General features: G+C 61.9%; 19 protein-coding genes. 10 read left to right on the top strand and 9 right to left on the bottom strand.

What is annotated here, in order from left to right:
* Positions 1–96 precede the first annotated feature (96 nt).
* The 4 genes from LLY24_RS04225 (at position 97) to LLY24_RS04240 (ending at position 4,046) form a co-directional block, all read left to right on the top strand.
* On the top strand, positions 97–1,062 hold the full coding sequence (locus LLY24_RS04225) for a sialic acid TRAP transporter substrate-binding protein SiaP (RefSeq protein WP_259035033.1): 966 nt from the start codon (positions 97–99) through the stop codon (positions 1,060–1,062).
* 95 nt (positions 1,063–1,157) lie between these two features.
* Positions 1,158–1,583 (top strand): TRAP transporter small permease, encoded by a 426-nt coding sequence (locus tag LLY24_RS04230; protein WP_259035034.1) that lies wholly within the window; start codon positions 1,158–1,160, stop codon positions 1,581–1,583.
* Entirely contained in the window at positions 1,580–2,851 is a 1,272-nt protein-coding gene (locus tag LLY24_RS04235) for a TRAP transporter large permease (protein ID WP_259035035.1), read from the top strand. Before LLY24_RS04230 ends, LLY24_RS04235 begins: the two co-directional genes overlap by 4 nt.
* 19 nt (positions 2,852–2,870) lie before the next feature.
* A complete protein-coding gene (locus LLY24_RS04240) occupies positions 2,871–4,046 on the top strand; it encodes a mandelate racemase/muconate lactonizing enzyme family protein (protein WP_259035036.1) in 1,176 nt (391 codons plus the stop codon).
* A gap of 10 nt (positions 4,047–4,056) precedes the next feature.
* Here the strand turns inward: LLY24_RS04240 and LLY24_RS04245 are convergent, their stop codons facing one another.
* Complete coding sequence (locus LLY24_RS04245) at positions 4,057–4,614, bottom strand: hypothetical protein (RefSeq protein ID WP_259035037.1); 558 nt, start codon at positions 4,612–4,614, stop codon at positions 4,057–4,059.
* 174 nt (positions 4,615–4,788) lie between these two features.
* Here LLY24_RS04245 and lldD point away from each other — a divergent pair, with 174 nt between their 5' ends.
* Positions 4,789–5,949, top strand: a complete 1,161-nt coding sequence (lldD, locus tag LLY24_RS04250; protein WP_259035038.1) for an FMN-dependent L-lactate dehydrogenase LldD — start codon at positions 4,789–4,791, stop codon at positions 5,947–5,949.
* A 154-nt stretch (positions 5,950–6,103) separates the two neighbouring features.
* Here the strand turns inward: lldD and LLY24_RS04255 are convergent, their stop codons facing one another.
* The gene (locus tag LLY24_RS04255; protein WP_259035039.1) at positions 6,104–6,667 is read right to left on the bottom strand and encodes a TetR/AcrR family transcriptional regulator; all 564 of its coding nucleotides are present in this window, start codon (positions 6,665–6,667) and stop codon (positions 6,104–6,106) included.
* Between the two features lie 123 nt (positions 6,668–6,790).
* Between LLY24_RS04255 and LLY24_RS04260 the strand changes: the two genes are divergently transcribed.
* Genes LLY24_RS04260 through LLY24_RS04270 form a run of 3 tightly spaced genes read left to right on the top strand, consistent with a single transcriptional unit; the run spans position 6,791 to position 9,599 of the window.
* Positions 6,791–8,020, top strand: a complete 1,230-nt coding sequence (locus tag LLY24_RS04260; RefSeq protein WP_259035040.1) for an MFS transporter — start codon at positions 6,791–6,793, stop codon at positions 8,018–8,020.
* Positions 8,017–8,229 carry a hypothetical protein gene (locus LLY24_RS04265; protein WP_259035041.1) on the top strand — a complete coding sequence of 71 codons (213 nt, stop codon included), beginning with the start codon at positions 8,017–8,019 and terminating at the stop codon, positions 8,227–8,229. The genes LLY24_RS04260 and LLY24_RS04265 overlap by 4 nt, the downstream gene beginning before the upstream one ends.
* Complete coding sequence (locus LLY24_RS04270; protein ID WP_259035042.1) at positions 8,226–9,599, top strand: amidase; 1,374 nt, start codon at positions 8,226–8,228, stop codon at positions 9,597–9,599. The genes LLY24_RS04265 and LLY24_RS04270 overlap by 4 nt, the downstream gene beginning before the upstream one ends.
* Positions 9,600–9,793: 194 nt before the next feature.
* Here the strand turns inward: LLY24_RS04270 and LLY24_RS04275 are convergent, their stop codons facing one another.
* The 7 genes from LLY24_RS04275 to fhuE form a co-directional block, all read right to left on the bottom strand.
* Entirely contained in the window at positions 9,794–11,086 is a 1,293-nt protein-coding gene (locus LLY24_RS04275; protein ID WP_259035043.1) for a PQQ-dependent sugar dehydrogenase, read from the bottom strand.
* Complete coding sequence (locus tag LLY24_RS04280) at positions 11,083–11,511, bottom strand: DUF2231 domain-containing protein (protein WP_259035044.1); 429 nt, start codon at positions 11,509–11,511, stop codon at positions 11,083–11,085. The genes LLY24_RS04275 and LLY24_RS04280 overlap by 4 nt, the downstream gene beginning before the upstream one ends.
* A 128-nt stretch (positions 11,512–11,639) precedes the next feature.
* Positions 11,640–12,452, bottom strand: coding sequence for an ABC transporter ATP-binding protein (locus LLY24_RS04285; RefSeq protein WP_259035045.1), 813 nt, complete (start codon positions 12,450–12,452; stop codon positions 11,640–11,642).
* A gap of 20 nt (positions 12,453–12,472) precedes the next feature.
* On the bottom strand, positions 12,473–13,519 hold the full coding sequence (locus LLY24_RS04290) for a FecCD family ABC transporter permease (protein ID WP_259035046.1): 1,047 nt from the start codon (positions 13,517–13,519) through the stop codon (positions 12,473–12,475).
* Positions 13,516–14,469, bottom strand: a complete 954-nt coding sequence (locus tag LLY24_RS04295) for a FecCD family ABC transporter permease (RefSeq protein WP_259035047.1) — start codon at positions 14,467–14,469, stop codon at positions 13,516–13,518. The genes LLY24_RS04290 and LLY24_RS04295 overlap by 4 nt, the downstream gene beginning before the upstream one ends.
* Positions 14,470–14,530: 61 nt before the next feature.
* On the bottom strand, positions 14,531–15,520 hold the full coding sequence (locus LLY24_RS04300; protein WP_259035048.1) for an iron-siderophore ABC transporter substrate-binding protein: 990 nt from the start codon (positions 15,518–15,520) through the stop codon (positions 14,531–14,533).
* A gap of 160 nt (positions 15,521–15,680) precedes the next feature.
* Complete coding sequence (fhuE, locus tag LLY24_RS04305; protein ID WP_259035049.1) at positions 15,681–17,867, bottom strand: ferric-rhodotorulic acid/ferric-coprogen receptor FhuE; 2,187 nt, start codon at positions 17,865–17,867, stop codon at positions 15,681–15,683.
* 345 nt (positions 17,868–18,212) lie between these two features.
* On the opposite strand from fhuE, the gene LLY24_RS04310 reads away from it, so the two are divergent.
* Entirely contained in the window at positions 18,213–20,171 is a 1,959-nt protein-coding gene (locus LLY24_RS04310; RefSeq protein ID WP_259035050.1) for a TonB-dependent receptor domain-containing protein, read from the top strand.
* On the top strand, positions 20,171–24,121 hold the full coding sequence (cobN, locus tag LLY24_RS04315; protein ID WP_259035051.1) for a cobaltochelatase subunit CobN: 3,951 nt from the start codon (positions 20,171–20,173) through the stop codon (positions 24,119–24,121). The genes LLY24_RS04310 and cobN overlap by 1 nt, the downstream gene beginning before the upstream one ends.

Genomic DNA, 24,121 nt, shown 5'->3' on the forward strand with positions numbered 1-24,121 from the left:
ATTTTTACCATTGGTATTGTTTTTAAACAAATTGACAAATTTGTTGCATCATAATGTACTTAAAGCAGCGGTAAATCTACTTATAAGGAGACAATAATGAAAACACGCCTGCAACTGACCACGCTGCTCTTTGCTTTAACCACGTCTGCGTTCGCTAGTGCCGAAGAGTTCTCTTTTGGCCATGTGTACGAAGCAAATCATAGCCACCATAAGTGGGCGCTTTGGGCGGCAGATGAAATCGAGCGGCGAAGTGAAGGACGCCACCATATCGAGGTCTTTCCTTCTTCGCAGCTAGGTAACGAGGTAGAGCTCAACGAGGGGCTCGATCTAGGCATGGTGGATATCATCTATACCGGGAACGCCTTTGCGGGTAACTACTATCCGCCCATCGCGCTGGGTAGCGCACCCTTCGTGTTCCGTGACTTCGACCACTGGTTGGCCTACTCACAAAGTGAGCTTTTTGAAGAGCTGGCGCAGGGCTATGAGGAGGCAACCGGGCATGTGCCTTTGAGTTTGACCTACTTCGGCCAGCGGCACGTTACCGCCAATCGTCCTATTCTCACCCCCGATGACATGCAGGGAATGAAAATCCGCGTACCGGATGCGTCGCTCCTGCTCATGTTCCCCCGTGCGGTAGGCGCCAATCCTACGCCGCTGGCCTTTGCCGAGGTTTATCTGGCGCTTCAGCAGGGCGTGATCGACGGCCAGGAAAACCCGCTGCCGGTCATCGAAACGATGAAGTTCTACGAGGTCCAGTCGGATATTTCATTGACTGGTCACATCTTCGATAGTCAGCCGACCATCATCAGTGGCGATGCCTGGGCGCGCCTCTCGCCGGAGGATCAGGCTATGTTCCGCGAGGTATTCAGTGAGGCGGCCAAGCAGGGCAGTCAGGATATTCACCAGCAAGAGCAAGAGTTGGTGCCCTGGTTCGAAGAGCAGGGGGTGGCCGTACACGAGGTTGATCGTGAGCCCTTCGCCGAGGCCGTCAAGCCGCTGTTGACGGGTAACGACGTAGGCTGGTCTGTCGAGCAATACGAACGCCTTGAGGCTATCGAATGATGGACAAGGCAAAAGAAGCGCCGCACGTTGCGGCGCCATCAGCCGTAACGACTTCTAAGGCACCTAGCCGGTGGGTCCTTGAGGATCACGTAGCCTTGGGTCTTCTAATTTTGCTGGGTGTCGTCGTCTTTGCGCAGTTCCTGTCGCGCTACGTGTTCAACCACTCCATTGGCTGGACCGAAGAGGGCGCACGTATGTTGCTCGTGCTCCTGGTGTTCATGGGGGCGGCGGGCGCTGCCTCTCGGCGAGGGCATATCTGCGTCGAGGTGCTCGAACTCGTTCTGCCAAAGAGCGCTAGGCGCTGGCTTTGGGGCTTTAATAATCTGCTCAGTGCGGCCTTCTTTGGTTATGTGGCCTGGCTTGCTTGGCAGGTGAGCCAGCGTGTCTGGCACTCCCATATGAGCACGTTGCCGCTCTCCAAAGGTTGGGTATACGTCATCGTGACCCTTGCCTGCGCCGCCATGGCGTTTCGTATGGCACACCAAGCGATCACGCTATGGCGTGGCAAGGAGGACGTATGATCGCGTTGTTGTTCGTGGCGCTAGGCGGGCTTTTGTTGATCGGTGCGCCGGTGGCGGTGGCGCTTGCCGGTTCATCGCTTGTCTACCTCATGGCATCGGGGCGAGTGCCTGACATCATCCTGATTCAGCGGATGGTAGGCGGGGTCGATAGCTTTCCTCTGCTAGCGGTGCCTTTCTTCATTCTGGCAGGCAACTTGATGAACGTCTGTGGGGTGACGGAGCGGATATTTCGCTTTGCCGATGCCATGGTGGGCTGGACACGTGGCGGGCTTGGGCACGTCAACGTGGGGGCCTCGGTCATCTTTGCAGGAATGTCAGGGGCGGCGATTGCCGATGCGGGGGGCTTGGGTGCCGTCGAAATCAAGGCGATGCGTGACAAAGGCTATGATGTCGATTTCGCCGTCGGTATTACCGGCGCCTCGTCTACCGTAGGGCCCATCATACCGCCGTCATTGCCGTTGGTGGTGTATGGCGTGGTGGCCTCGGCTTCTATTGGCCAACTCTTCATTGCCGGTATCGTGCCGGGACTTCTCATTGCGGCGCTACTGATGCTGATGGTGGCAGTCATTTCGCATCGTCGCGGTTACCCCATTGGCGAGCGCTTCGCACTAAGCCGCTTGATCTCGTCCTTCCTCCACGCAGCTCTCTCTTTGATGATTCCCGTCATCATCGTAGGAGGCATCGTGCTGGGGTTTTTTACGCCGACCGAAAGCGCCATTGCGGCTGTCGCGTACGTTCTGGTGTTGGCGACACTGGTCTACCGTAGCGCCGGATGGCGGCAGATTCTCAGCGTCTTCCGTGAGACGGTAGAGATGACCTCGGTAGTGCTGATGATTGTCGCAGCATCGTCGATATTCGCTTGGATTCTGACGCGTGAAGGCATACCGGCGGCGTTTGCCGAGCTGGTCATGAGCGTTGCCGATAATCCCCTGCTCATTTTGCTACTGATCAACCTCATCTTGCTGGTAGTGGGTTGTTTCATGGAGACCGTGGCGGCGATCACCATTTTGACTCCGGTGCTTTTGCCGCTGGCCGTTCAGGCGGGCGTCGATCCGGTGCAGTTCGGCATCATCATGGTACTTAACTTGATGATTGGCCTACTGACTCCGCCGTTGGGGCTGGTGCTTTTCATTCTCGCTCGGGTGGCCGATATATCCTTCTACCGCGCCATGCGCGCCACGCTGCCTTTCATTCTGGCGCTGCTGGTTTCACTGCTGTTAGTGACCTTCATTCCCGCCCTGACTCTCTGGCTGCCAAGCCTGATGTGATCTTGGAGACACTTTTTACATGAACTCTCTTCACCCTGCTTCATCGGTTGCCCGCGACGCCATCATCGAAACCATCGAGATGGTGCCCATCGGTAGCCACTTACCAGCAAACGGCGGCTACGGCAGTGCTCGGGAGATTGGTCACGCCCGTATGGCGACGCTCATTTTCGTGCGTCTATCCTCAGGCATCGTCGGCATTGGTGAGTGCTATGGGCCGCCGAAAACCACGCTGGCCTACCTCGATATATTACGTGACGCCTATGTCGGCCAAAGCGCCTTCGATCACCGCGTGATTTGGCGGCGAATGAGCAACGTGCTCTATCACGTTCGCGCGCAAAGCCAGTTGGCGGCTGCAATCAGCGGGCTGGACATCGCGCTACACGATGGGCTTGGCAAGCTACTTGGGTTGCCCGTCTATCGGCTGCTAGGCGGCGAAGAGCAAGCCACGGTACAGGTCTACGCTTCCGGCGGCTACTTCAATGAACCGGCCGCGCTCTCGCTCGAAGCTCAGCTCGAGCGCGTGGCGGGCGAGTTCGAGGGCTATAAGATCAAGATCGGGCATGGCGTAGCGAGCGACATCGAACGTATGCAGTGCGCGCGGCGCATCCTGGGCGATGACGTGGCGATCATGGCCGATATCAACGGTGCCTATACCGCTGATGTGGCGATCGAATCGATGCAAGCGCTGGCGCCGATGCGCCCTTACTGGATCGAAGAACCCGTAGCGCCCGAGGACCTACCGGGATTCCGGCGCCTCGCTGCTGCCCAGCGCTTGCGAGTTGCCGCAGGCGAGGCCTCAATCAATGCGGTGGAGTTTCGTGAGCTGGCAGCAACCGGCGGCGTCGATGTATTGATGCCGGATCTCAATCTTTGCGGTGGTTACGTCGAGGCGCTGCGGATTGCCGATCTAGCCCATTTGAATGGGCTTCGCATATCGCCACACGTTTGGGGCAGCGCGGTAGGCATCATGGCCGCTGCGCACTTTGCCGCCGCCATGCCGCCGCATCCTCACCCCGACCGCTCTCACACGCCCTTATGGGTCGAGTTCGACGTTTCGGCCAATAACCCACTGCGCGAAGCGCTACTCACATCGCCGTTACAGCTTAGCCAAGGCCGCTTGGCCTTGCCTGAGGCGCCGGGGCTGGGTATCGAAATCGATGAAGAGCGGCTTGACGCGCTGCGGTTGGATAAGTAGGCCGACTACCCTACAAATCCTTTATCGGCGGCTCGGCATCCTTCGGCACGAAGCCTTCGTTAGCCGTTTGGGAGGAGGAAGACGTAGACGTTGCCATAGCGGCTTCGCGGTTTTCCAGGGTCTCTAGGGCGATACGGTAGCAGTCGTCGATGTGACTATTGCCCATGTAGCGCATGGCGGTGAAGCTGATGCCGCCTGCTACGGCGCTGCCGACGAAGGGAACGAACTTGGAAACGCCTTTGGTTGCGACCTTCACGCCCATCTTCTGTAGCAGCGAGAGCACCAGTTTGCGGGTGATGTACTTGCCCGCCATCTTGCTGCCGACGTTGGAGATGGCGGTCAGCACCATCACCTTCGATTCGGTGTCCAGGCCTTCGATCTGCTCGGGCGTGAGGCCGAACTTCTCATTGATCTTGGGGATCAAGCGCATCAAGAGCGTGACGTCCGACCCGATATCCACGCCGGGCACGGGGATGACCGCTGCACCGGCGGAAAGCCCAGAGCTTTTCATCACCATCGCACGGCAGGACTTCTTGATGGCGTCGAGCTCTTCGCGTGATGTGATCATGGCAAGTGCCTCGTATGAAAAAGTAAGTGAGCGATGGACCCGCCTGGGCGAGTCGCTCGCCGAATAGACTAAAGTTGGGGGCAGGGTAAGGCTTCTACAAGGGGATTACTTGATAGGCTAGCCGTTTACCTGGTTACTTTCTTCCCACTTTGGTCGCGAGCGTAAGGCGAATTCATGATCATTTCAGGTCCCTCCGATTATCGTTTGGCCGCGAAGCGGCGCATCCCCCGTTTCTTGTTCGATTACCTCGATGGGGGCTCGGTGACCGAGAGCACCTTGCGCAACAACGTCGAGGCGCTACAGGCGATTCCACTGCGCCAGCGTGTGCTGCAAGGTGGCGGAACGCCAACGCTCGAGACCAACATCTTAGGCAGTACGTGGAAAATGCCGGTCGCACTGGCGCCCGTAGGGGCGACCGGCATGTACGCCCGGCGTGGCGAGGTGCAGGCCGCACGCGCCGCCGAGAAGGCGGGAATTCCCTATACGCTCTCGACCGTCTCGGTCTGCTCCATCGAGGAAGTGGCGAGGGCCGCGCACGGCGAGCTCTGGTCGCAGCTCTACGTGCTCAAGGACCGTGGCTTCATGCAGAACGCGCTGGACCGTGCCTGGGAAGCGGGCATGAAAACGCTGGTATTCACCGTCGACATGCCGCTGCCAGGCTCGCGCTACCGCGACCGTCGTTCGGGCATGTCCGGCCCCAATGCCAAGCTGCGCCAGTACGCCCAGGCCCTCTTGCATCCGCAGTGGGCCATCGATGTGGGCCTGAAAGGCAAGCCGCTATCGTTCGGTAACATCGAGGCCTACACCGGGCGAGAGATGAACATGGACGACTACATGGGCTTTTTGGCCAAGAACTTCGACCCTTCGATCAGTTGGAGCGAGCTCGAATGGATTCGTGAAAGCTGGAAGGGCAAGCTGGTCATCAAGGGGCTTTTGGACAAAGAGGACGCTCGGGACGCATTGCGCATGGGCGCCGATGGTATCGTCGTCTCCAATCACGGCGGGCGCCAGCTCGACGGCGCGATCTCTACCGCCCAGGCGCTGCCCCACATCGTCGAGGCGGTGGGCGACGAGCTTACCGTATTGGCCGACTCCGGCGTGCGCTCGGGGCTCGACGTGGTGCGTATGCTTGCCCTCGGCGCCAAGGGCGTACTGCTCGGCCGCGCCTACGCCTACGCACTCGCCGCCCGGGGCGAGGCAGGGGTCTCACATCTGCTGGAGCTGATCGCCGCCGACATGCGCGTGACCATGACGCTGATTGGTGCTCACTCGCCCGATATGATCAACCAGAGTCATCTCGACGCGGTGGTGAAAGATATAAAGATGAGCGAGTAGCGCTTGTTGTTTACAGGCGCCGGGATGTCAGAAAAGCGAAGCGACCGAGATAGTGGTCGCCTTCGCCATGCTTCCGACTGAAGAGCGCAGCACGGCGGGAGTAGGCTGCGTCTGACGCTTCTCCGGTTGGTCATGTGCCGCTCGCCATGTCGGGTCAAGTCTTCGTCGGCATTGTCAGTCGTTCAAACAGTGCTTCCACCGCTTGGGTCGTGGGCGTGTCGTTGGCGAACAAGATTCGATACAGCAAGGGCGCGACCACTATCTGAATGACTTTTTCCGGGTCGATCGGCACTTCTTGTCGAGCGAGGGCGCGTTCATTGATCGCCTCGATCTGCTGACGCAAGAAGCCGTCACACTTTCCTGCATTGGCGTGACCCGGGGTACCCAGCACGTCGCGAAGCATCGCTCGCCCGGGGGCTGATGACATTTCCTCGAAGTACTCAATAAGCCAGGCGCGTAAGTCGCCTTGAAGACTTCCCGTGTCGGCAGGTGGTTGGTCGGGCTGCAGCTGTTCGATGGCGACATCGGCCAGTAGCTGAGCCAGGTCTCCCCAGCGACGGTAGATAGTCGAGGGCGTGACGTCTGCTCGGTTGGCGATGGCGGGTACTGTCAGCTCGGCGCGTTCCTGTTCTTTTTGCAGCTCGCGCACGGCCTGGTGAACGGCTGCCTGGATACGGGCGCTGCGGCCTCCAGGCCGAGGCGTCGAGGGCATGGTCATGTGTTCCTTTCCTGCATCCTGGTAACGAAAAACGATACGAAACCACTAAAGCAAAATATTTGCTTTAGTGGTTTCGTGAGGCTATGCTCTCTAAAGCTAATATTTTGCATTTTGAGAGAGATCATGTCCATCAATGCTTTTGATAACCCTCGCGGTTGCCCACGCTGGCAGCTGTCTTCGCACAGTGCCGTTTTCCTGCATACCGCGACGATGGTTGCCTTTCTAGCAGCATCAAGTGTCCCCACGCCGCTCTATCGGCTTTACCAGGCCCAATGGGGCTTCAGCACGACGCTGCTGACCGTTGTTTTTGCCGCTTACGCGATGGCGCTGCTGCTGGCACTGCTCGTGGTAGGGAGGTTGTCGGACTATCTCGGTCGTCGCCCGGTGATTGCCTTGGCGTTATCGCTTCAGATCATCGCGATGATGCTCTTTTTATGTGCGGCCGGGCCAGCCTGGCTGATCGGCGCACGCGCCCTGCAAGGCTTTGCCACGGGTATTGCCACGGCGGCCGTCGGCGCGGCGATACTCGATCTCGGCCGTGAGCGAGGGACGGTGATCAACAGCGTCTCACCGCTGATCGGAATGGCAGCAGGTGCGCTTGGCAGTACGTCACTGCTGATGCTCGCGCCGGCGCCGCTGCAGCTGGTATACGCGCTGCTGCTAATGATTTTCATCGTCATGCTGATCCTGGTTCGCTGGGTGCCGGAGACGGCGATACCTCGTCCCGGCGGATGGGCGAGCCTTGCACCGCGCATTGCCGTGCCGGTGCAAGCACGCAAGGCGTTGCTGTCCGTTACGCCGGCCAATATGGCCGTGTGGATGCTGGGGGGATTCTATCTATCGCTCATGCCTTCGCTGATCTTGAACGCCACTCGTGTGAGCACACCATGGTTAGGCGGGCTAGTCGTGGCAGCACTGACGCTCACGGGGGCCACGGCGGTCCTGGTGGCCCGTAAGTGGACGGCCTTCACGACTCTGCTGTCGGGCGCGCTGGCGCTGATCACCGGACTGGTGATCATCCTTGTCGGGGCGAATCTGAGCGCTGTCGTTCTGCTATTGATGGGGTCGATCATGGCCGGGTTTGGCTTTGGGGCGAGCTTTCTGGGCGCGTTGAAAAGTGTCCTGCCACTTGCCGAGCCTCATGAGCGTGCGGCGCTGATGGGGGTGTTTTATATCGAAAGTTATCTGGCTCACAGCGTACCCACCATGGCCGTTGGCTATCTGGCACAGCGGGCAGGGTTGCTGGTCGCGGTCAATGTCTATGGAGCGGTGATCGTGGCACTGGCCCTGGTGGCCGTCATTCTGCTGCTTATCCAAACACGCATCTCGATGAATAAAGGAGCCCTTGCATGACGATTGAAAAGGCCGATGCGATGACCCCCGAGCAAACCCTGGCGCTGGCGGCTTCTCTTGGCCTACCCCTCGCTGAAGAACGGGCACCCCATATTGCCGGTGTACTGCATCACATACGTTCGGTGATCGCTCGACTCGATGAGTTACCGATCGAGTATATCTGTCCCCCATCTTTCGCCTTCAACGCGCAGCAGGAGAACGCCTCATGACGACCCCACTGAATTTGACGCTAGCTCAGGCGGGCGCTGCCATCAAAGCCCGCGAGCTGTCGCCCGTGGAGCTGGTGGAGGCGGCGCTGTTGCAAATAGAGATACACGAGCTCGAGATCAATGCGTTTGTCTGCGTATGGGAAGATACGGCTCGCCAGCAAGCACGCGAGGCAGAGCGGGATATCCAGCGTGGCCGTTACCGTGGGTCGCTGCATGGTATTCCCATCGCGTTGAAGGATCTTTTCGATGTGGCCGGTCTGCCCACTACGGCAAGCTCTCGCGTGCGTGACGGCCATCGAGCAACCACCAACAGTGCGGTTACGGATGCATTGCAGCGTAGCGGGGCGATCCTTGTTGGCAAGAATCATTTGCATGAGTTCGCGTTTGGCCTGACGACACCGCAAACGCGCAACCCACTCGATCCAGAGCGCACGCCGGGCGGCTCCAGTGGCGGGTCGGCGGCGGCGGTGGCCTATGGTGGTGCCTGGGGAGCCATGGGCACCGACACCGGAGGCTCGATTCGAGTGCCCGCCGCGCTTTGCGGGCTCGTCGGGTTCAAGCCGACCTATGGACTGGTGTCTCGCCATGGCATTGCCCCCTTGGCTTGGTCGCTGGACCATGCGGGTCCGATTGCACGGACGGTCGAGGATGCTGGCCTGTTGCTGCAGGCGGTAGCGGGCTTCGATGCGCGTGACCCGGCAAGCCGTCGACCGCCGGCCGCGCTGGCGGTCGACCGGGCACCGGGGCTTGAGGGGCTGCGAGTGGGTATCCCGCGCAATTATTACTTCGACCATGTAGCAGCGCCCGTTGCGGCGTCGGCAAGGCGTGCCGCAACGCGTCTGGAAAAGCAGGGAGCCGTGTTGGTCGAGGTCGATATTCCCATGGCTGATTATCTCATCGCGACCCAGTGGGGCCTGATGGTGGCCGAGGCGGCCGATGTACACGCCAGGGATATACGCCAGTCGGCATCACTTTATGGAGAAGATGTACGCACCTTGCTCGAGGCTGGGCAGTTGCTACCTGCCGGCGACTATCTCAAGGCGCAGCGTGCTCGACGTCTGATTACCCGGCACTGGGCTGCCTTGTTTAGCGAGATCGACGTTATGCTGACGCCGACCGTGCCCCAAACGGCAGCGCTAAGGAATCAGGAGACATTTGTCTGGGAAGACGGCGCTTACGAGAGCGTGGCCGAGGCGTACGTACGTCTGTGTGCGCCTGCCAATGTCAATGGATTGCCCGCGCTGACCGTGCCTTTTGGAAAGGATCACCAGGGGCTCCCGATAGGCGTGCAAATCATGGGTAAAGCCTTCGACGACGCCCGGGTGCTGCAGGTCGGCCGAGCAATCGAGCAGCCGTTGTTGGCTGGTTAGCCTGTTCCATGGCGCCCCAATGGAATCATCACCGACTTATCGGTCACCGGGTTGGGAATAACGCGATTTTTCAGGCCGAACATCTACGGGCCTTTTCTGACATCGAACAACGCACTCTGAGCACCACTAACGCATCGGGCCGCTGCCTAAAAGGCAGCGGCCCGATGGTTCTTACGCGTTAATTACCTAAAACGCTACTCATCCTGGGTGACGCGCCATACGACGTTGGTGAGGTCGTCAGCGATGATCACCGCCCCGTCCGGGGCGACGGTGACGCCTACCGGGCGGCCTCGGGTGCGGCCGTCGTCGGTGAGAAAGCCAGCGGCGAAGTCGACGGGGTCGCCTACCGGTTCGCCGTTTTCCAGCGCGATATAGACCACCTTATAGCCGACCGGGTCGGTGCGGTTCCAACTGCCATGCTCGCCAACGAAAATACCGTTGGCGTAGTCATCGCCCACCTCAGGGGTAGAAAAGGCAATGCCCAGCGGCGCCACGTGGGAGCCGAGGCTGTAGTCTGGGGCGATGGCCGAGGCGACCTTGTCAGGATCCTGCGGGCGTACGCGTGGGTCGACGTGCTGTCCCCAGTAGCTGTAGGGCCAGCCGTAGAAGCCGCCTTCCTGTACCGAGGTGAGATAGTCTGGCACCAAGTCAGGGCCCAATTCGTCGCGTTCGTTGACCACCGCCCAGAGTACGTCGGTTTCGGGATTGACGGCCAACGCCGAGGGGTTGCGTAGTCCCGTGGCGTAGGGGCGGTGAGCGCCGGTCTCGACATCGATTTCCCATACCATGGCACGGTCGATCTCGGCTTCCATTCCGCGCTCGGTGATGTTGCTGTTGGAACCGATGCCTACGTAGACGTACTGGCCGTCGTTGCTGGCGGCCATGGCCTTGGTCCAGTGGTGATTGATCTCCGCAGGCAGCTGGGCGATCACCTCCGGCGGGCCGCTCGCCTCGCGCTGGCCCTCTTCGTAGTCAAAGCGCACCAGCGCATCCTGATTGGCTACGTAAAGACCATCGTCGATCAGTGCCAGGCCGTAGGGGGCGTTGAGGTCTTCGGCGAAGATCGTCTGCTCGTAGTTGCCATCGCCGTCGTCGTCGAACAGTAGCGTCAGCCGGTCACCGCCTTGAACCGAGGTGGTGCCTTGGTCTTTGATCAGCCCGGCGATCACGTCCTTGGGCTTGAGCGCCGGAGCATTGCCGCCGCTGCCTTCGGCCACCAGGATGTCGCCGTTGGGGAGTACCAGCGTTTGGCGCGGCACCATGAGGTCGGTGCCAATGGCCGAGATCGAATAGCCTTCAGGAACGCTCGGCAGTTCGTCGCCCCATTCTGCTGGTTCGGGCACGGTCATGTCCGGTAGCAGGCCGCGCTGGGGCTCGGGCAGGGTCGGATTGGGGCCGAAGGGCTGCTCGACGTCGAACGCCTGGGCGCCGGGGGCCAGCAGCAGCACGGCGAGCGGCGCGGCATAGCGGGGAGTCGAAAGCTTCATGCCGAACCTCCTAAGCGAAAACGGGAAAAACCGAGTATTAGAGCAAGCAGGGCCAGTAGCGTCACGACGATCGAGAGCACGAAGCCCGTCGGCATCATCGCCCAGGCATCTTGGGCGTGAAACAGAGCTCCAATGAAGCCCACGATCCAGGTCACCAACAGCACCAGGAAATAGACCAGAGCCCGGCCGCGTGAGCCCACGGGGCGAATCAGCCCCACGAGGGCAGCAATCAGCGCCAAACCGTTGAAGACCAGACCGCCTGCAATCAGCCAGGAAGCAAAGGTGCTCCACTGGATGTGGTAGCTCGTGGCGTAGGCGTAATCGCTTAGTGCGGCGCCAAGATAGAGGGGAAAGGCTCCAGCGAGCAAGATGGCATGCAGCGGATTTAGCCCGCTTCGGTACGTACGTTCAGTGACGGCTGTCACGACGACCTCCTTGTCCTGATTACGTTGTCTTGATGGATGGCAGCGTTAAGGGACGTTCGGGCTGAGTATAGTTGGCCCCAGGCGAGCTAACCAACGCGCTGTCCTCGTCACCTTGGAAATGCGCCGCCTCAATCTTGGACGTGCGCCACACCGCCATGGCGCCCCAGCGGAATCATCATCGGCTTGCCGGTCACCGGGTCGGCAATGACGCGATTTTCCAGGCCAAACACCTCGCGCACCATGGTGGCGGTCAGCACCTCTGCGGCAGCGCCCATGGCGTAGACGTTGCCCTTGGCCATGGCGATCAGCGTATCGGCGTAGCGAGCGGCGAGGTTGAGCTCATGCAGCACCATGACGATGGTGGTGCCACGGCTGTGATTGAGATCGGTGAGCAGATCCAGTACCTCTATCTGGTGGTTGATATCGAGAAAGGTCGTCGGCTCGTCGAGCAGCAGCACGTCGGTTTGCTGGGCCAGGGCCATGGCGATCCACGCCCGCTGGCGCTGGCCGCCGGAAAGCTCGTCGACTTGAACGTCGGCAAGCGCCTCCATGTGGGTAGCGCTCAGTGCTTCGACTACGGCCGCATCGTCCTCTGGACGCCAGCGGTTGAAGAGCCCCTGGTGAGGGTGGCGCCCGCGGCTAACCAGCTCCAGAACCGTGATGCCATCCGGGGCGATGGGCGACTGGGGTAAAAAGCCAAGCCGCTTTGCCAGGTGGCGGGTGGGCAGGCGGTGGATATCGGTGCCATCGAGCAGCACCTGGCCTTGGCTGGGCGGCAGTAGCCTTGAGAGCACGCGCAAGAGCGTGGATTTACCGCAGGCGTTGGCGCCGACGATAGCGGTGCACTGCCCGGCAGGAATCGTCAGATTCACGTTGTCGAGCACGCGACGCTCAGCGTAACCAGCGGTGAGCGTTTGGGCGTGCAAGGAGGAGTGGCTCATGGGGTGGCTCATAAGGTAGCTCAGAGCGTACGTCGGGCGTTGCCGTCACGCACGATGAGATAGAGAAGATAGGGGGCGCCGAGAACGCCGGTGACGATACCGACCGGATAGCGCGCGGGAAGCAGGAACTGCCCGGCGTAATCACCCAAAAGCACCAGCAGCGCCCCGACCAGCGCCGCAGGTAAAAGCAGCGCGCCGCTTTGGCGCGTGAGCCGAAGGGCGATGGGGCCCGCCAGAAACGCAACGAACGCGATGGGACCGGTCATCGCCGTGGCCACTGCCGCAAGCCCCACCGCCGCAAGCACTATGGTGACGCGTGCCGCGCCGAGATGCACGCCAAGTCCGGCAGCAACGTCGTCGCCCATGCGCAGCGCATCGAGATCGCGCCGACGGCTCAAAAGCAGGCCGCCAAAGACCAATAGCGCCGCCAGCAGGGGCAGCGCTTGGTCGAGCCGGGCGCCGTTGAGGCTGCCGGTCATCCAGCGCAGCGCTTCCTGCAGCGACCAGTTGGGCGCACGCATGAGCAGGTACGCCGTGACGCTCTGCAGCATGGCGGAAAGCCCGATGCCGATCAGAATCAAGCGGCCGCCGGTCACGCCCTGACGCCAGGAGAGCAGATAGATCAGCAGCGCCACGCCAAGCGCGGCGCCAATTGCCGCCAGCGACACCGCCGGGCCATTCAGCGATAGCACGACGATGGCGAACACAGCACCCGTGCTGGCGCCGGTACTAATGCCGATGATGTCAGGGCTTGCCAACGGGTTGCGCAAGAGGGTTTGGAAAGCGACGCCCGCGAGGCCAAAGCAGGCCCCAGCGCCAAGCGCGACGACCGCACGCGGCAGGCGCAGCTCGCGCACGGTGAAGCCCACGCCCGGCACCTCGGCGCCGCCAAGCACGCGCATCACCGTCGTGACGGGCGTATAGGATTGCCCTAGCGTCAGCGTCAGCACGACTCCCGCAAACAAACATACGCCAAGTAGCCCCAGACGTTGCCAGAGCTGCTGTGAGCGCCTGTGACGAAGCTGGCGAAGGTGGGCGAGGGCGGCGCTTTCCGGCCGTGCACTCATAAAGCACCTACCTTACGCCGCCGTACGATCCAGATGAACACCGGCGCGCCGATGAAGGCCGTGACGATGCCGACGTCGAGTTCGTCGGGCCGCGCGATGAGCCGCCCCAGCACATCCGAGAGCGTGAGCAAGATCGCCCCGCCCAGCGCCGAAAAGGGCAGCAGCCAGCGGTAGTCGCCACCGGCCAGAAGCCGGCAGGCGTGCGGCACGACCAAACCGACGAAGCCGATGGGGCCACAGGCAGCGGTCACCGGCGCGCACAGCAGCACCGCGCCTATCGCCGAGAGCGCCCGCGCCAGCGCCACCTTCTCGCCCAGCCCCGCTGCGGTATCGTCACCCAGGGCCAAGAGGTTGAGCTTACGCGCCGCCAGCAGGCTGATGACCAGCCCCGCCAGTAGAAACGGCAGGATGGGGAGGATTTGCGCGTAGGTCGCACCGCCCACGCCGCCCACCAGCCATGACTGCACCAGCCCACCTATATCACCCCGCGGCAAAATGATGGCGGTGGTGAGCGAACTCAGCGCCGCCGTCACGGCCGCGCCCGCCAGCGCCAGGCGCAAGGGTGTGGCACCGCCGCGCGCCACGCTGGCAATGGCGTAGACACCAACGGCGGCAAGCGCCGCCCCACCCAAGGCGAACCAGATATAGTGCGCCAGGTCATCGATGCGAAACCAGGCAATGCCCATGACGACCGCGAGCGCTGCCCCGGCGTTGACGCCAAGAAGGCCAGGATCAGCCAGCGGGTTACGCGTTAGCCCCTGCATCACGCCGCCCGAAATAGCCAGCGCCGCCCCCGCGAGTAGCGCAAGCAGAGTGCGCGGAATGCGACTAGCCACGGCGGCATCACCTAACGTTTCTACCCGCCCACTTACGGCGGCAATGATCTCGGCCAAACCGACCTGGCGCGCGCCGAAGGCTACCGAAAGCGCCATGGCCAGAAGCAAAAGCACCACCAGCGCGCAAGCAACGGTTAGCCGACGTGATAGCCGGGGCGCGCGTCGAACGGACGTATCATTCGCTCTTGCGGGCCGCATCGGCGAGCAGATTGGCATAGTCATCCAGTACCCAAGAGAGTGACATCGGAGTCGGGTTGGCCGCCGTTCCCAGGGCGCTGTCGTCGAGCATCACGATGGCGCCGTTTTCGACCACCGGCAGCCTTGATAGCAGCGGATGCGCCTGCAGCGCGCCGATCAGGGCTTGGCCACCGTAGGTGACGACGATATCGACGTCTTTGAGCGCATCGATCAGCTCGGCGCTGATCTGCCCAGCGAACTGGCCTTCGCCAGAGTTATCCACCACCACCTGCGGCGACACCAAGCCTAGGTCGTGGAAAAACCGCACCCGGGCGTCGTTATCGGTGTAGAAGGAGAGCCGCCCCAGGTTGGTCGGATCGAGGTGGGTGACGAACATGGCGCGCTTGCCTGCAAGCTCTGGGTGGGCACTTGCCGTCTCGGCGATTCGCGCTTCGAGCTGTTCGATCAGCGCGTGCCCCTCTTCCTCTTTACCCATGCCTGCGCTGTTGAGGCGGATCATGTCGCGCCAGTCGGTTGCCCAGGGCGATTCGGGGTAGGCCACCACGGGGGCAATCTGGCTCAGGGTGGCGTAGTCGGCGGCGCTCAGGCCGGAATAGGCGGCAAGGATGACGTCTGGGCGGCTCGCCGCCACGGCTTCGAAATCGATACCGTCACCTTCGTCATAGAGCACCGGGGCAGGCTCGCCGAGCTCTTCCAGGCGCGCCTGTACCCAGGGCAGCAGGCCATCGCCATCTTCATCGCCGAAATTGGCGGCCGCAAAGCCCACCGGCACGACGCCGAGTGCCAGCGGCACTTCATGGTTGGCCCAGGCGACGGTAGCCACGCGCTCGGGCGCGGCTTCGAGCACCGTTGTGCCGAGTGCGTGTTCGATCTCGCGGGGGTAGCCATCGGCGCTAACGGATTGGGCCGCGCCAAGCACACAGGTGAGTGCCGCTACGCCAAGGCGCTTGGTAGTGAACCAGGTCATGGAAAACTCTCCCTTGGTGACGTGAAAATTGGAGTGAAAAACGAAGGCTTGGAACGCGATTGCCTCCCGAGGGCTTGGACCGACGGGAGGCAGAGGGACGTGCGTTAGTGCGCGTTTACACTCAAAGCGAACAGCTATCGCAACGACGCAGCGCGGCTACTTAGAATGAGTAGGTCAGCGTCGAGGTGATGCTACGCGGCAAGCCGTAAACACCGTAACCGCTCACGTAGGTGTAGTACTTTTCGTCGAAGAGGTTTCTGACGTTGACCTGCAGCGACAGCTCCGGCGTGAACTGGTAACGACCAAAGGCGTTGGCCAGGGTATAGCTGCCTTGCTCGTAGGTGTCGTTGCCGTTGGGACCACTAAGGCCGGTGGCAACGATGCCGCTTTGCCAGTTGACCCCGCCACCCAGCGTCAGGTTTTGCACCTGCGGCACGCGGTAGCTGGCGAACAGATTGAACAGCGAGCGCGGCTGGTTCAGGTTGAAGTCGTCGTCATCGGAGGTCGCGGTGAAGTGCGAGTAACCCACGGTCATGTCGAGATCTTGCGTCACGGCACCGCTCAGTTCGACTTCGAAGCCTTCGCTGACCAGTCCATCGATGCTTTCATAAACGGTCTGGGTTTGGCCTGGAAGCGAGGTCAGCGCTGAGGCGACGTTATCCTGCTCGATACGGAAGACCGAGAAGGAGCCGTTCAGCAAGCCGTCGAACCAGGCTGCCTTTACGCCGGTCTCGTAGTTCTTACCCTCTACCGGGTCGAGGTAGGCCCCGTTGATGTCCTGGTAGTTCTGCGGCTCGAAGATCTCGGTGTAGCTAGCAAAGGCCGAGTAGGTGTCGTTGAAGTCATACACCAAACCGCCGTAAGGCGTGACCTGGCTCTTGCTCTGGCGGTCGTAGCTTCTGAACTGGGTAAAGCCTGTCCAGTCGGTGTAGCGCGCGCCGACGATCAGCGTCAGCGGGTCGGCCAGAGAGAAACGGCCAGCGGTGTAGAACGCCTTTTGCCGCGTGCTGGAGGCTTCCGACGGTGCGAAGGGCGCCCAACCTTCGTTGGGTGCGCTGCCATCCCAGTTGTTGAAGTCATCGACCTGGAAGCCATCGATGAAAGTGTTCTCGTAGTCGTTTTCCTGATCGCTGTAGTTGCCGCCCACGACCAACTCGTGCTCACGGCCAAAGAGCGAGAACGGGCCCGAGGCTTGAACGTCGACGGCATCGACGGTCCGCTCGCCGCGGTTCCAGCCGGTGTAGAAGTAAACGCCGCTGCCGTCTACGCGATCAGGAAGGGTAGCTTCGTAGGGGTAGGCCAGCTTGCCATCCATATTGGTCTCTTCATGGGTCGCGGACACGCGCAGGCGCCAGTCATTGGCGAAGCGGTGTTCGAGATTGGCGAAGACCTTCTCGGACTCGAAGTCGTAGTAGGACCATTCGGGCGCCACGCTGAACGAGCGCGAGTAGTCGGTCGGTGTGCCGTCGCTGAACCACAGCGGCAGGCCGCCCCAGGTGGGCGAGGAGGTGTGGCTATCCTGATAGTCGAAGCCTACCGACAGGGTAGTCGCATCGCTCAAATCGGCGTCGATGACGGCGTAGCCGAAGTTACGACGTTTGTCCTGGCGATCAAGATGCGCACCGCCCTCTTCATAGCCGCCGATGAAGCGCGCCCGTACGTCGCCAGACGCGGTCAAGGGCGTAGTGATGTCGGCAGTCACGCCCTGCTGATCCCAACTACCCAGAGTACCGGCAACCGAGCCGGTAAACTCGCGGCTATCGGCGTGCTTACGCACGAAGTTGACCGAGGCGCCGGGGTTGCCCGAGCCGGTCACCAAGCCATTGGCGCCACGAATGACCTCGACGCGATCGTAAATGGCGGTGTTGAGGCGGCCTTCGCCGAAGTACCAGCGGCCATCGCGGTTGAGGGTGGGAATACCGTCGTACTGGTAGCTATTGATACGAAAACCGCGCGAATTGAAGCTGACCCGCTCGCTATCGAGATGGCTTGCCGAAATACCGGTGGTATTAGTGAGCACCCCTTCGATGGTGTCGAGGTTTTGGTCACGAATGCGCTGCTCGGTGACGATGCTGATCGCTTGGGGTAGCTCGCGCTGGCTAAGCGTTAGTCCTGTACCCGCCGTCGTACTACGCCGGGTATAACCCACGTTCTCATACAAGTTGGTGCCGGTGACCGTGACGGTATCCAGCGTCTCGGCATTGCCGGTGGTATTTGCTTGAGCGAATGCGTCAGCCGAGGCAAATAGGGCGCTGGAAACGAAGGCGCAGAGCGTCAGCCCCTTGAGCATTGGCATGGCAGCCGCGGGACGAGCCGCCGTGCGGCGAGAGAGAGGTAGCGTGTGCATAGAAACCCTTGCGATGCGCTCGTGGCGCTTATAAGTCGTTATGGGCACGACGTGTTTATGACGGATCGTACCTATAAACAGTCAGTGCAGAGGAATTGGCCCTGCGATCCTATGGAAACGTCTGACAAATGTAAATGCGCTTGAGAAATCTTATTGTTCTTTTTTGTTAATCCATTATGTCTATCCATGTAAGCCACTGATCCTTATCGAACTCACGCAAAGTCAAAAGAGTACCCGGCGTCGTTTTGTTCCAAATTGATATGTTATTACGTTATATTTCGACGCCGATGTACGTGGGTGCGGTAGCGGCTTTGATAACGACTAAAAATCTGGGATCGAACGATAATGAAGATAAAACGTAATGTTGCCCTTGTCTGTTTAGCGGCAGGGGTGCCGGGGGGAATGGTGTGGGCGCAGGCGGTTGGGGAAGTATCGGTGCCGCGTGAGCAGGCGCTTTCGCGCGTGGTGGTCACGGCTACGGCGTCCGAGCGCGACGTTGCCGATGCGCCCGCCAGCGTTACAGTGATCGACGGCGACGAGCTGCGCCGCCGTCCCGTCAACGACTTGGCTGATGCTCTGCGCGGTGCCGTGGGAGTGGATATTGGCAGCGTCGGTTTGGGGCGTGAGGGGATATCGATTCGGGGTATGAACGCCGAACATACGCTGGTGTTGGTCGACGGCCAGCGCATCAACTCGTCGGCATCCGCCATCGCCCACTCCGACTTCGAGCTTGGCTGGGTGCCGACCGAAGCGATCGAGCGCATCGAGGTCGTGCGCGGGCCCATGTCGTCGCTGTATGGTTCCGAAGCGTTGGGCGGCGTGGTCAACATCATCACCCGCGCGGCGACCGATGAGTGGCAGGGCTCGGCATCGAGCTACGCCCTCATCAACGACCACGGGCTCGATGGGGATGCCTACAAGAGCGGTTTCTACGTCGGCGGCCCGCTCGTGCCGGGAACGCTTGGATTCAACGCCTGGGGCGAGTATCGCCATCGCGATGCGCTGCAAGATGCCGAGAATCCGGCGCTCACTGCACTCGACGATCAGCGCGCCACCAGCGGCCACATCGGCCTGAGCTGGACGCCCGACGATGCCCAGCGTATCGACGTCGCCGTGGATGCGGGTAATGAAACTCAAGAGGGCGTTCGCGGTGGCACACGCGGGCTCTCCTACGCCTCCGATAACGATGTACAGCGGCGGCGCTATTCGGCGGCTCACTATGGCGATTGGGCTTGGGGCGATAGCCAAGTGCGGCTCTATCGCAGCACGCTCGACCGCGATGCCTGGCGCAGCGACGGCGGTGATACCACGAGCCCCAATCGCTTCGTCGATACCGTGTTGGATGGCCAGATAGACTTTCTCGCAGGCGAGATCCATGCGTTGACGCTGGGCGCCGAGGCGCGGCGTGAAAGCCTGGAAGATCCCAATATCAATGCCCGAGGTAAGCAGTCGCAGTCGCATTACGCGCTGTTCGGTCAGGATGAGATCTACTTCAACGAGCAGTGGGAGCTGGTGCTGGGCAGCCGCCTCGATCACCACGACGACTTTGGCTACGAGGTGAGCCCGCGCGCCTACGTGCTCTATCGCCCCAGCGATGCGCTCACGCTGCGAGCTGGAGGCGGGCGCGGTTTCAAGGCGCCTACCTTAAAGCAGCTTTCACCCGAGTTCGAATCGCGCGCAGCCATGGGTGGGCGCGGCATCATTCGCGGCAATCCCGATCTCGAGCCAGAAACCAATCAGTCCTTCGAGCTTGGCGCGGCGTTCGAGCAGGGGCGCTGGTCGGCGGGTGCGACGGTGTTCCACAACGACGTGCGTAACCTAATCGAGACGGTGCGCCAGCCGACTTGCTATGAGCCCGGCCGCGTTTGCCTGGCTTACGACAACGTGGCGCGTGCTCGCCTTCAAGGTCTTGAGCTGACGGCGGGCGTCGCGCTGAGCGAGCAGTGGCAGCTATCGGCCAACTATACCTATCTGGATGCCGAGGACCGTACTACGGGCGAGCGCCTGGCAGATCGGTCGCGCCATCGCGCCAACGCCGCCTTGGCGTGGTCCCCTGCTGCGCCCTTCACCACGCGCATGGAGGTGGAGTACATCGGCACCCAATACCGCTCGGACAGCGAAGATGATCGCCCCGAGTACGCGCTGTGGCACTGGTATGCCGACTATGACCTGACGGCTAACGTCAGCCTGCAGGCCGGGATTGAGAACCTGGGCGACGAGCGTTTGGCCAACGACGAGGCGAGCGTCTACGAGCGAGCGGACGAAGGGCGGCGCTACTTTGCCGGTGTCACGGTGCGCTTCTGATGGTCAAGGCGTGGTGCTACCGGGGTGCCCTGCGCGCCCAACGCTTATTGCGTCTGGTGCCACTAATGGCGCTTTGGCTAGCGGTCCTTTATGCAAGCGTGCAGGCGGCGGCTGCCTGGGCGCAAGCGTCTGAATCCTGGCGCATCGTCGTGCTCCACACCGATTTCGTCACGCGCGAGAAGTTCGAGCGGCTGGCGCTAATCGCCGCTGAAGCCAATGTCGTACTCGACCATTTGAGCGTCGAGTCGGCGTCACTGCCAGCGCTGGAGGCAGCACTGGCGTCGGCGTCGTTGGTGGTCGCTGATACCCCGCGCCCCAATGATCGCGCGACCGTGGAGCAGCGTTTGGCGGCGCTTCCAGACGCCATGAGCGCGCCGCTGTTGAGCGTAGGCGGCGGGCGCCCTGCCTGGGAGCGCCTATCGCCTCACTACGCAGGCCCGCTGGCCGCGCTGTACGCCGCCGGAGGCGAGGCTAACTTTCGCCGCTTCTTTTCTCTGACGGCAGCGGTACAGACCTCCTCACCGCCAGCGCCTGAACTGCTGGCGCCGCCTGACACGCTGCCCGCGACCGGGATGTACCATCCCGCTGCCGATGCGCTATTTAGCGATGTCGAGGAGTATTTGGCATGGCAAGGCCACCCGCCAGACGATGGGGCTGGCCGGGTGGCGTTTTTCGTCCATCAGGGAATGATCAGTAGCATGGCCACCGACGAGATCGATACGCTGGTGGCGCGCGTCGAGGCGGCGGGGCTCGTGCCCATCGTCTTCTGGCTGGGAGAGAATGTCCAGGAAGGCATGGCCGAGGTCCTGGCGGCCGCGAATATCGACGTGCTGGTCAATCTTTCGCATATGCAAAATGGTACCGAGCGCCAGCGCGATTTTCTCGCGCTCGACGTGCCCGTCATTCAGACCCTGCGCTTTCGTGAGGGAGAGGCGGACGACTGGCTCGATGCGCCCAGCGGCGTTGCCCCGCGTACCACGGCGGTGTTTCTCGCCGCGCCGGAGGTGTGGGGCATCAGCGATCCTATCGTGCTCTCTGCCGTGGAAGCTGGCCGCGAAGTGCTGCTACCCGCGCAGGTCGATGCCTTGATCGGTAAGCTGCAGCATCTTGTGGCACTGCGTCACCTGCCCGCCGAAGACAAACGCTTGGCGCTGCTGTTTTGGAATCATCCGGCGGGAGAGAAGAACCTGGGGGCCTCCAACCTCAACGTGCCGCGCAGCGTGCTATCGATTCGCCAAGCGCTGGCGTCGGCGGGCTATCGTATGGGCGAGGAGGTCGACGAGGAGACGCTCATCGCCACTAGCCAGCGCTTGCTCAGCGGTTTCTATAACGCAGTGGCGCTGGATGACTTGATCGCCGATGACTTGGTCGGGCTTTATCCCTTGGCCGACTATCAGCGCTGGCTTCAGACGCTGCCAGCCGCTCAGCAGGCGGCGATGCGCGAGATGGGCGGCGCGCCCGAGTATCACCGCATGCTGCGTCAAATCGATGGTGAGCGCTATTTCGTCATACCGCGCTGGCAGTTGGGCAATCTATTGATCATGCCGCAGCCGCCGCGCCATGTGGATGCCCAGGCGCACTACCACGATACTGCTATGCCGCCGGATCACGCCTATATGGCGTCTTATCTCTATCTCCAGCAGGTCTACGCAGCCCAGGCATTGATCCACCTGGGCACCCACGGTACTCAGGAGTGGCTGCCGGGTAAGGATCGCGGTCTGGCTGCCCACGACTACCCTTGGCTCGCGGTGGGTGATATTCCGGTGTTTTACCCCTATATCCAGGACAACGTCGGCGAAGCCATTCAGGCCAAGCGGCGCGGCCGCGCGGTGACGGTCAGCCACCAAACGCCATCTTTTGCCCCCGCAGGGCTCTATGACCAGCTGCGCGATATGCACCAACGCATCCACGAGTACCAGCAGCTCGATGAAGGGAGCGTCAAGGCGCGGGTCGCAAACGAGATCATTCAGGCGGCGAGGGAGAGCCACCTAAGTGACGACCTGGGGTGGAGCGCGGCGCGCATCGACGCGGATTTCGATACCTTCCTCGGCGAGCTGCACGACCACCTTCACGAGCTTGCCAGGGTCGCGATGCCGCTTGGCCTGCATACCTTCGGCCAGCCTGCCGCCCCGGAGCACCGCATCACCACGATCATGCAGCAGCTGGGGGAGCCGCTCTACGCTGCACTTGGCATTGCGCGCGACGAACTCTACGCAGGCGACGCCGAGTCCTTGCCCGATAACCCGGCCTATCAGGCGGTCGAACGGATGCTCGATGACGCCGCGGCGCTGCCCGAAACGCTCGAAGCGCTGGCCCCTCAGGCGCGCGAGTACGCCCAGCGCTTGAGCGATACGCAGGAGAACGAGGCGCTTCTGGCAGGGCTTGCCGGGCGTTTCGTCGCGCCCGGCGCCGGGGGCGACCCCATTCGCAACCCCGAGGCGGCGAGCGGGCGTAACCTATACGCCTTCGAGGCCGACAAGCTCCCCACCCAGGCCGCCTACGCCGCCGGTGAGCAGGCGTTCGATCAGCTGGTCGACGCGTTTCGAGCCGAGCACGCTGGGGAGTGGCCGCAGAAGCTGGCGTTCAGCCTCTGGTCTTCGGAGGCGATTCGCCATTTGGGATTGAGCGAGTCGCAAATTCTCCATGCGCTGGGGCTCAAGCCGGTATGGGATGCAAGCGGCCGCGTCACCGCTCTCGAGATCATCCCCCGCGAAGAATTGGGTCGACCGCGCGTCGACGTGGTGATTCAGGTCACCGGGGTCTATCGCGACCAGTTCGATAGCTTCATGCGCCTGCTGGATGATGCCATGGAGCGTTTGGCGCAGTTGGACGAGCCAGACAATCCCATCGCCGCCAATACCCAGCGCATTACCCACGCGCTCGAAGCGCAGGGCCTGGCAGCTGATGAGGCGAGACGCCTAGCCGAGCGGCGCCTTTTCAGTAACGCGCCCGGCGCTTATGGCACCGGCGTGACCGAGATGGCGTTGCGCTCCACCGAGTGGGACGACGATGGCGTGCTGGCCGAGCAGTTTTTGACCAGCAGCCGCTACGCTTATGGCGCCCAGGGGTGGGGCGAAACCCCGGCTGAGGCCAACCTGCTGGCCGAGCAGCTACGTGGAACGCAGGCCGCGATCATGTCGCGCTCCTCCAACGTGCACGGCGTGCTCTCCACCGATCACCCCTTCGAGTTTCTCGGCGGGCTCTCTGCGGCCATACGCCATCTGGATGGCGCCGCGCCGCAGCTTTTGATCACCGACGCGCGTGAGGGCGTCACGACCACGGGGCTTGCGCGCTTTTTGAGCGACGAGATGCGAGCGCGCTATCTCAACCCGCAGTGGATCGGTGCCATGCAGGCCGAGGGCTACGCGGGCACGCTCGAGGTGCTCGATGCCACCAACAACCTCTTTGGCTGGCAGGTGATGGACCCCTCCACCGTGCGCGATGACCAGTGGCAGGCGCTGTTCGATACCTACGTCAACGATACCCGCGAGCTGGGTACCAACGAGTGGTTCGAGACGCATAACCCAACCGCTCAGGCGCAGGTGCTCGAACGGATGGCCGAAGCGATTCGCAAGGGCTACTGGGAGGCCTCCGAGCAGACCCAGCAGGCATTGGCCGAGCGCTTTGAAACGCTGGAAAGCGAGTTCGATGTGGCGACGGGGGCTGCCGTCACGCGTGAGTTCATCGCCGAACTGGCGCAAGGCTTTGGCCTGCACGCAAGCGAGCCTGCCCCCTTTGAAGCGAACGCAGCGCCCGCTGAGCCCAGCGCCGCGCGTGCTGACGCTTCGCAGACCGTGGAGGGCCAGGTGCTCGAAGCCGTCGAGGTCGGCCAGCAAGAAGACGATGCGCGCCGCTGGTGGGCCATGGCGCTCATGCTGGCGCTAGTGTTGCTGGGTAGCGCCTGGCAGGCCGTCATCCCCCTTCGTCGACCCGAACGGGCGCGTGACTAA

This window comes from Halomonas dongshanensis (assembly GCF_024790395.1).
In the GTDB taxonomy this organism is placed as follows: Bacteria; Pseudomonadota; Gammaproteobacteria; order Pseudomonadales; family Halomonadaceae; genus Vreelandella; species Vreelandella dongshanensis.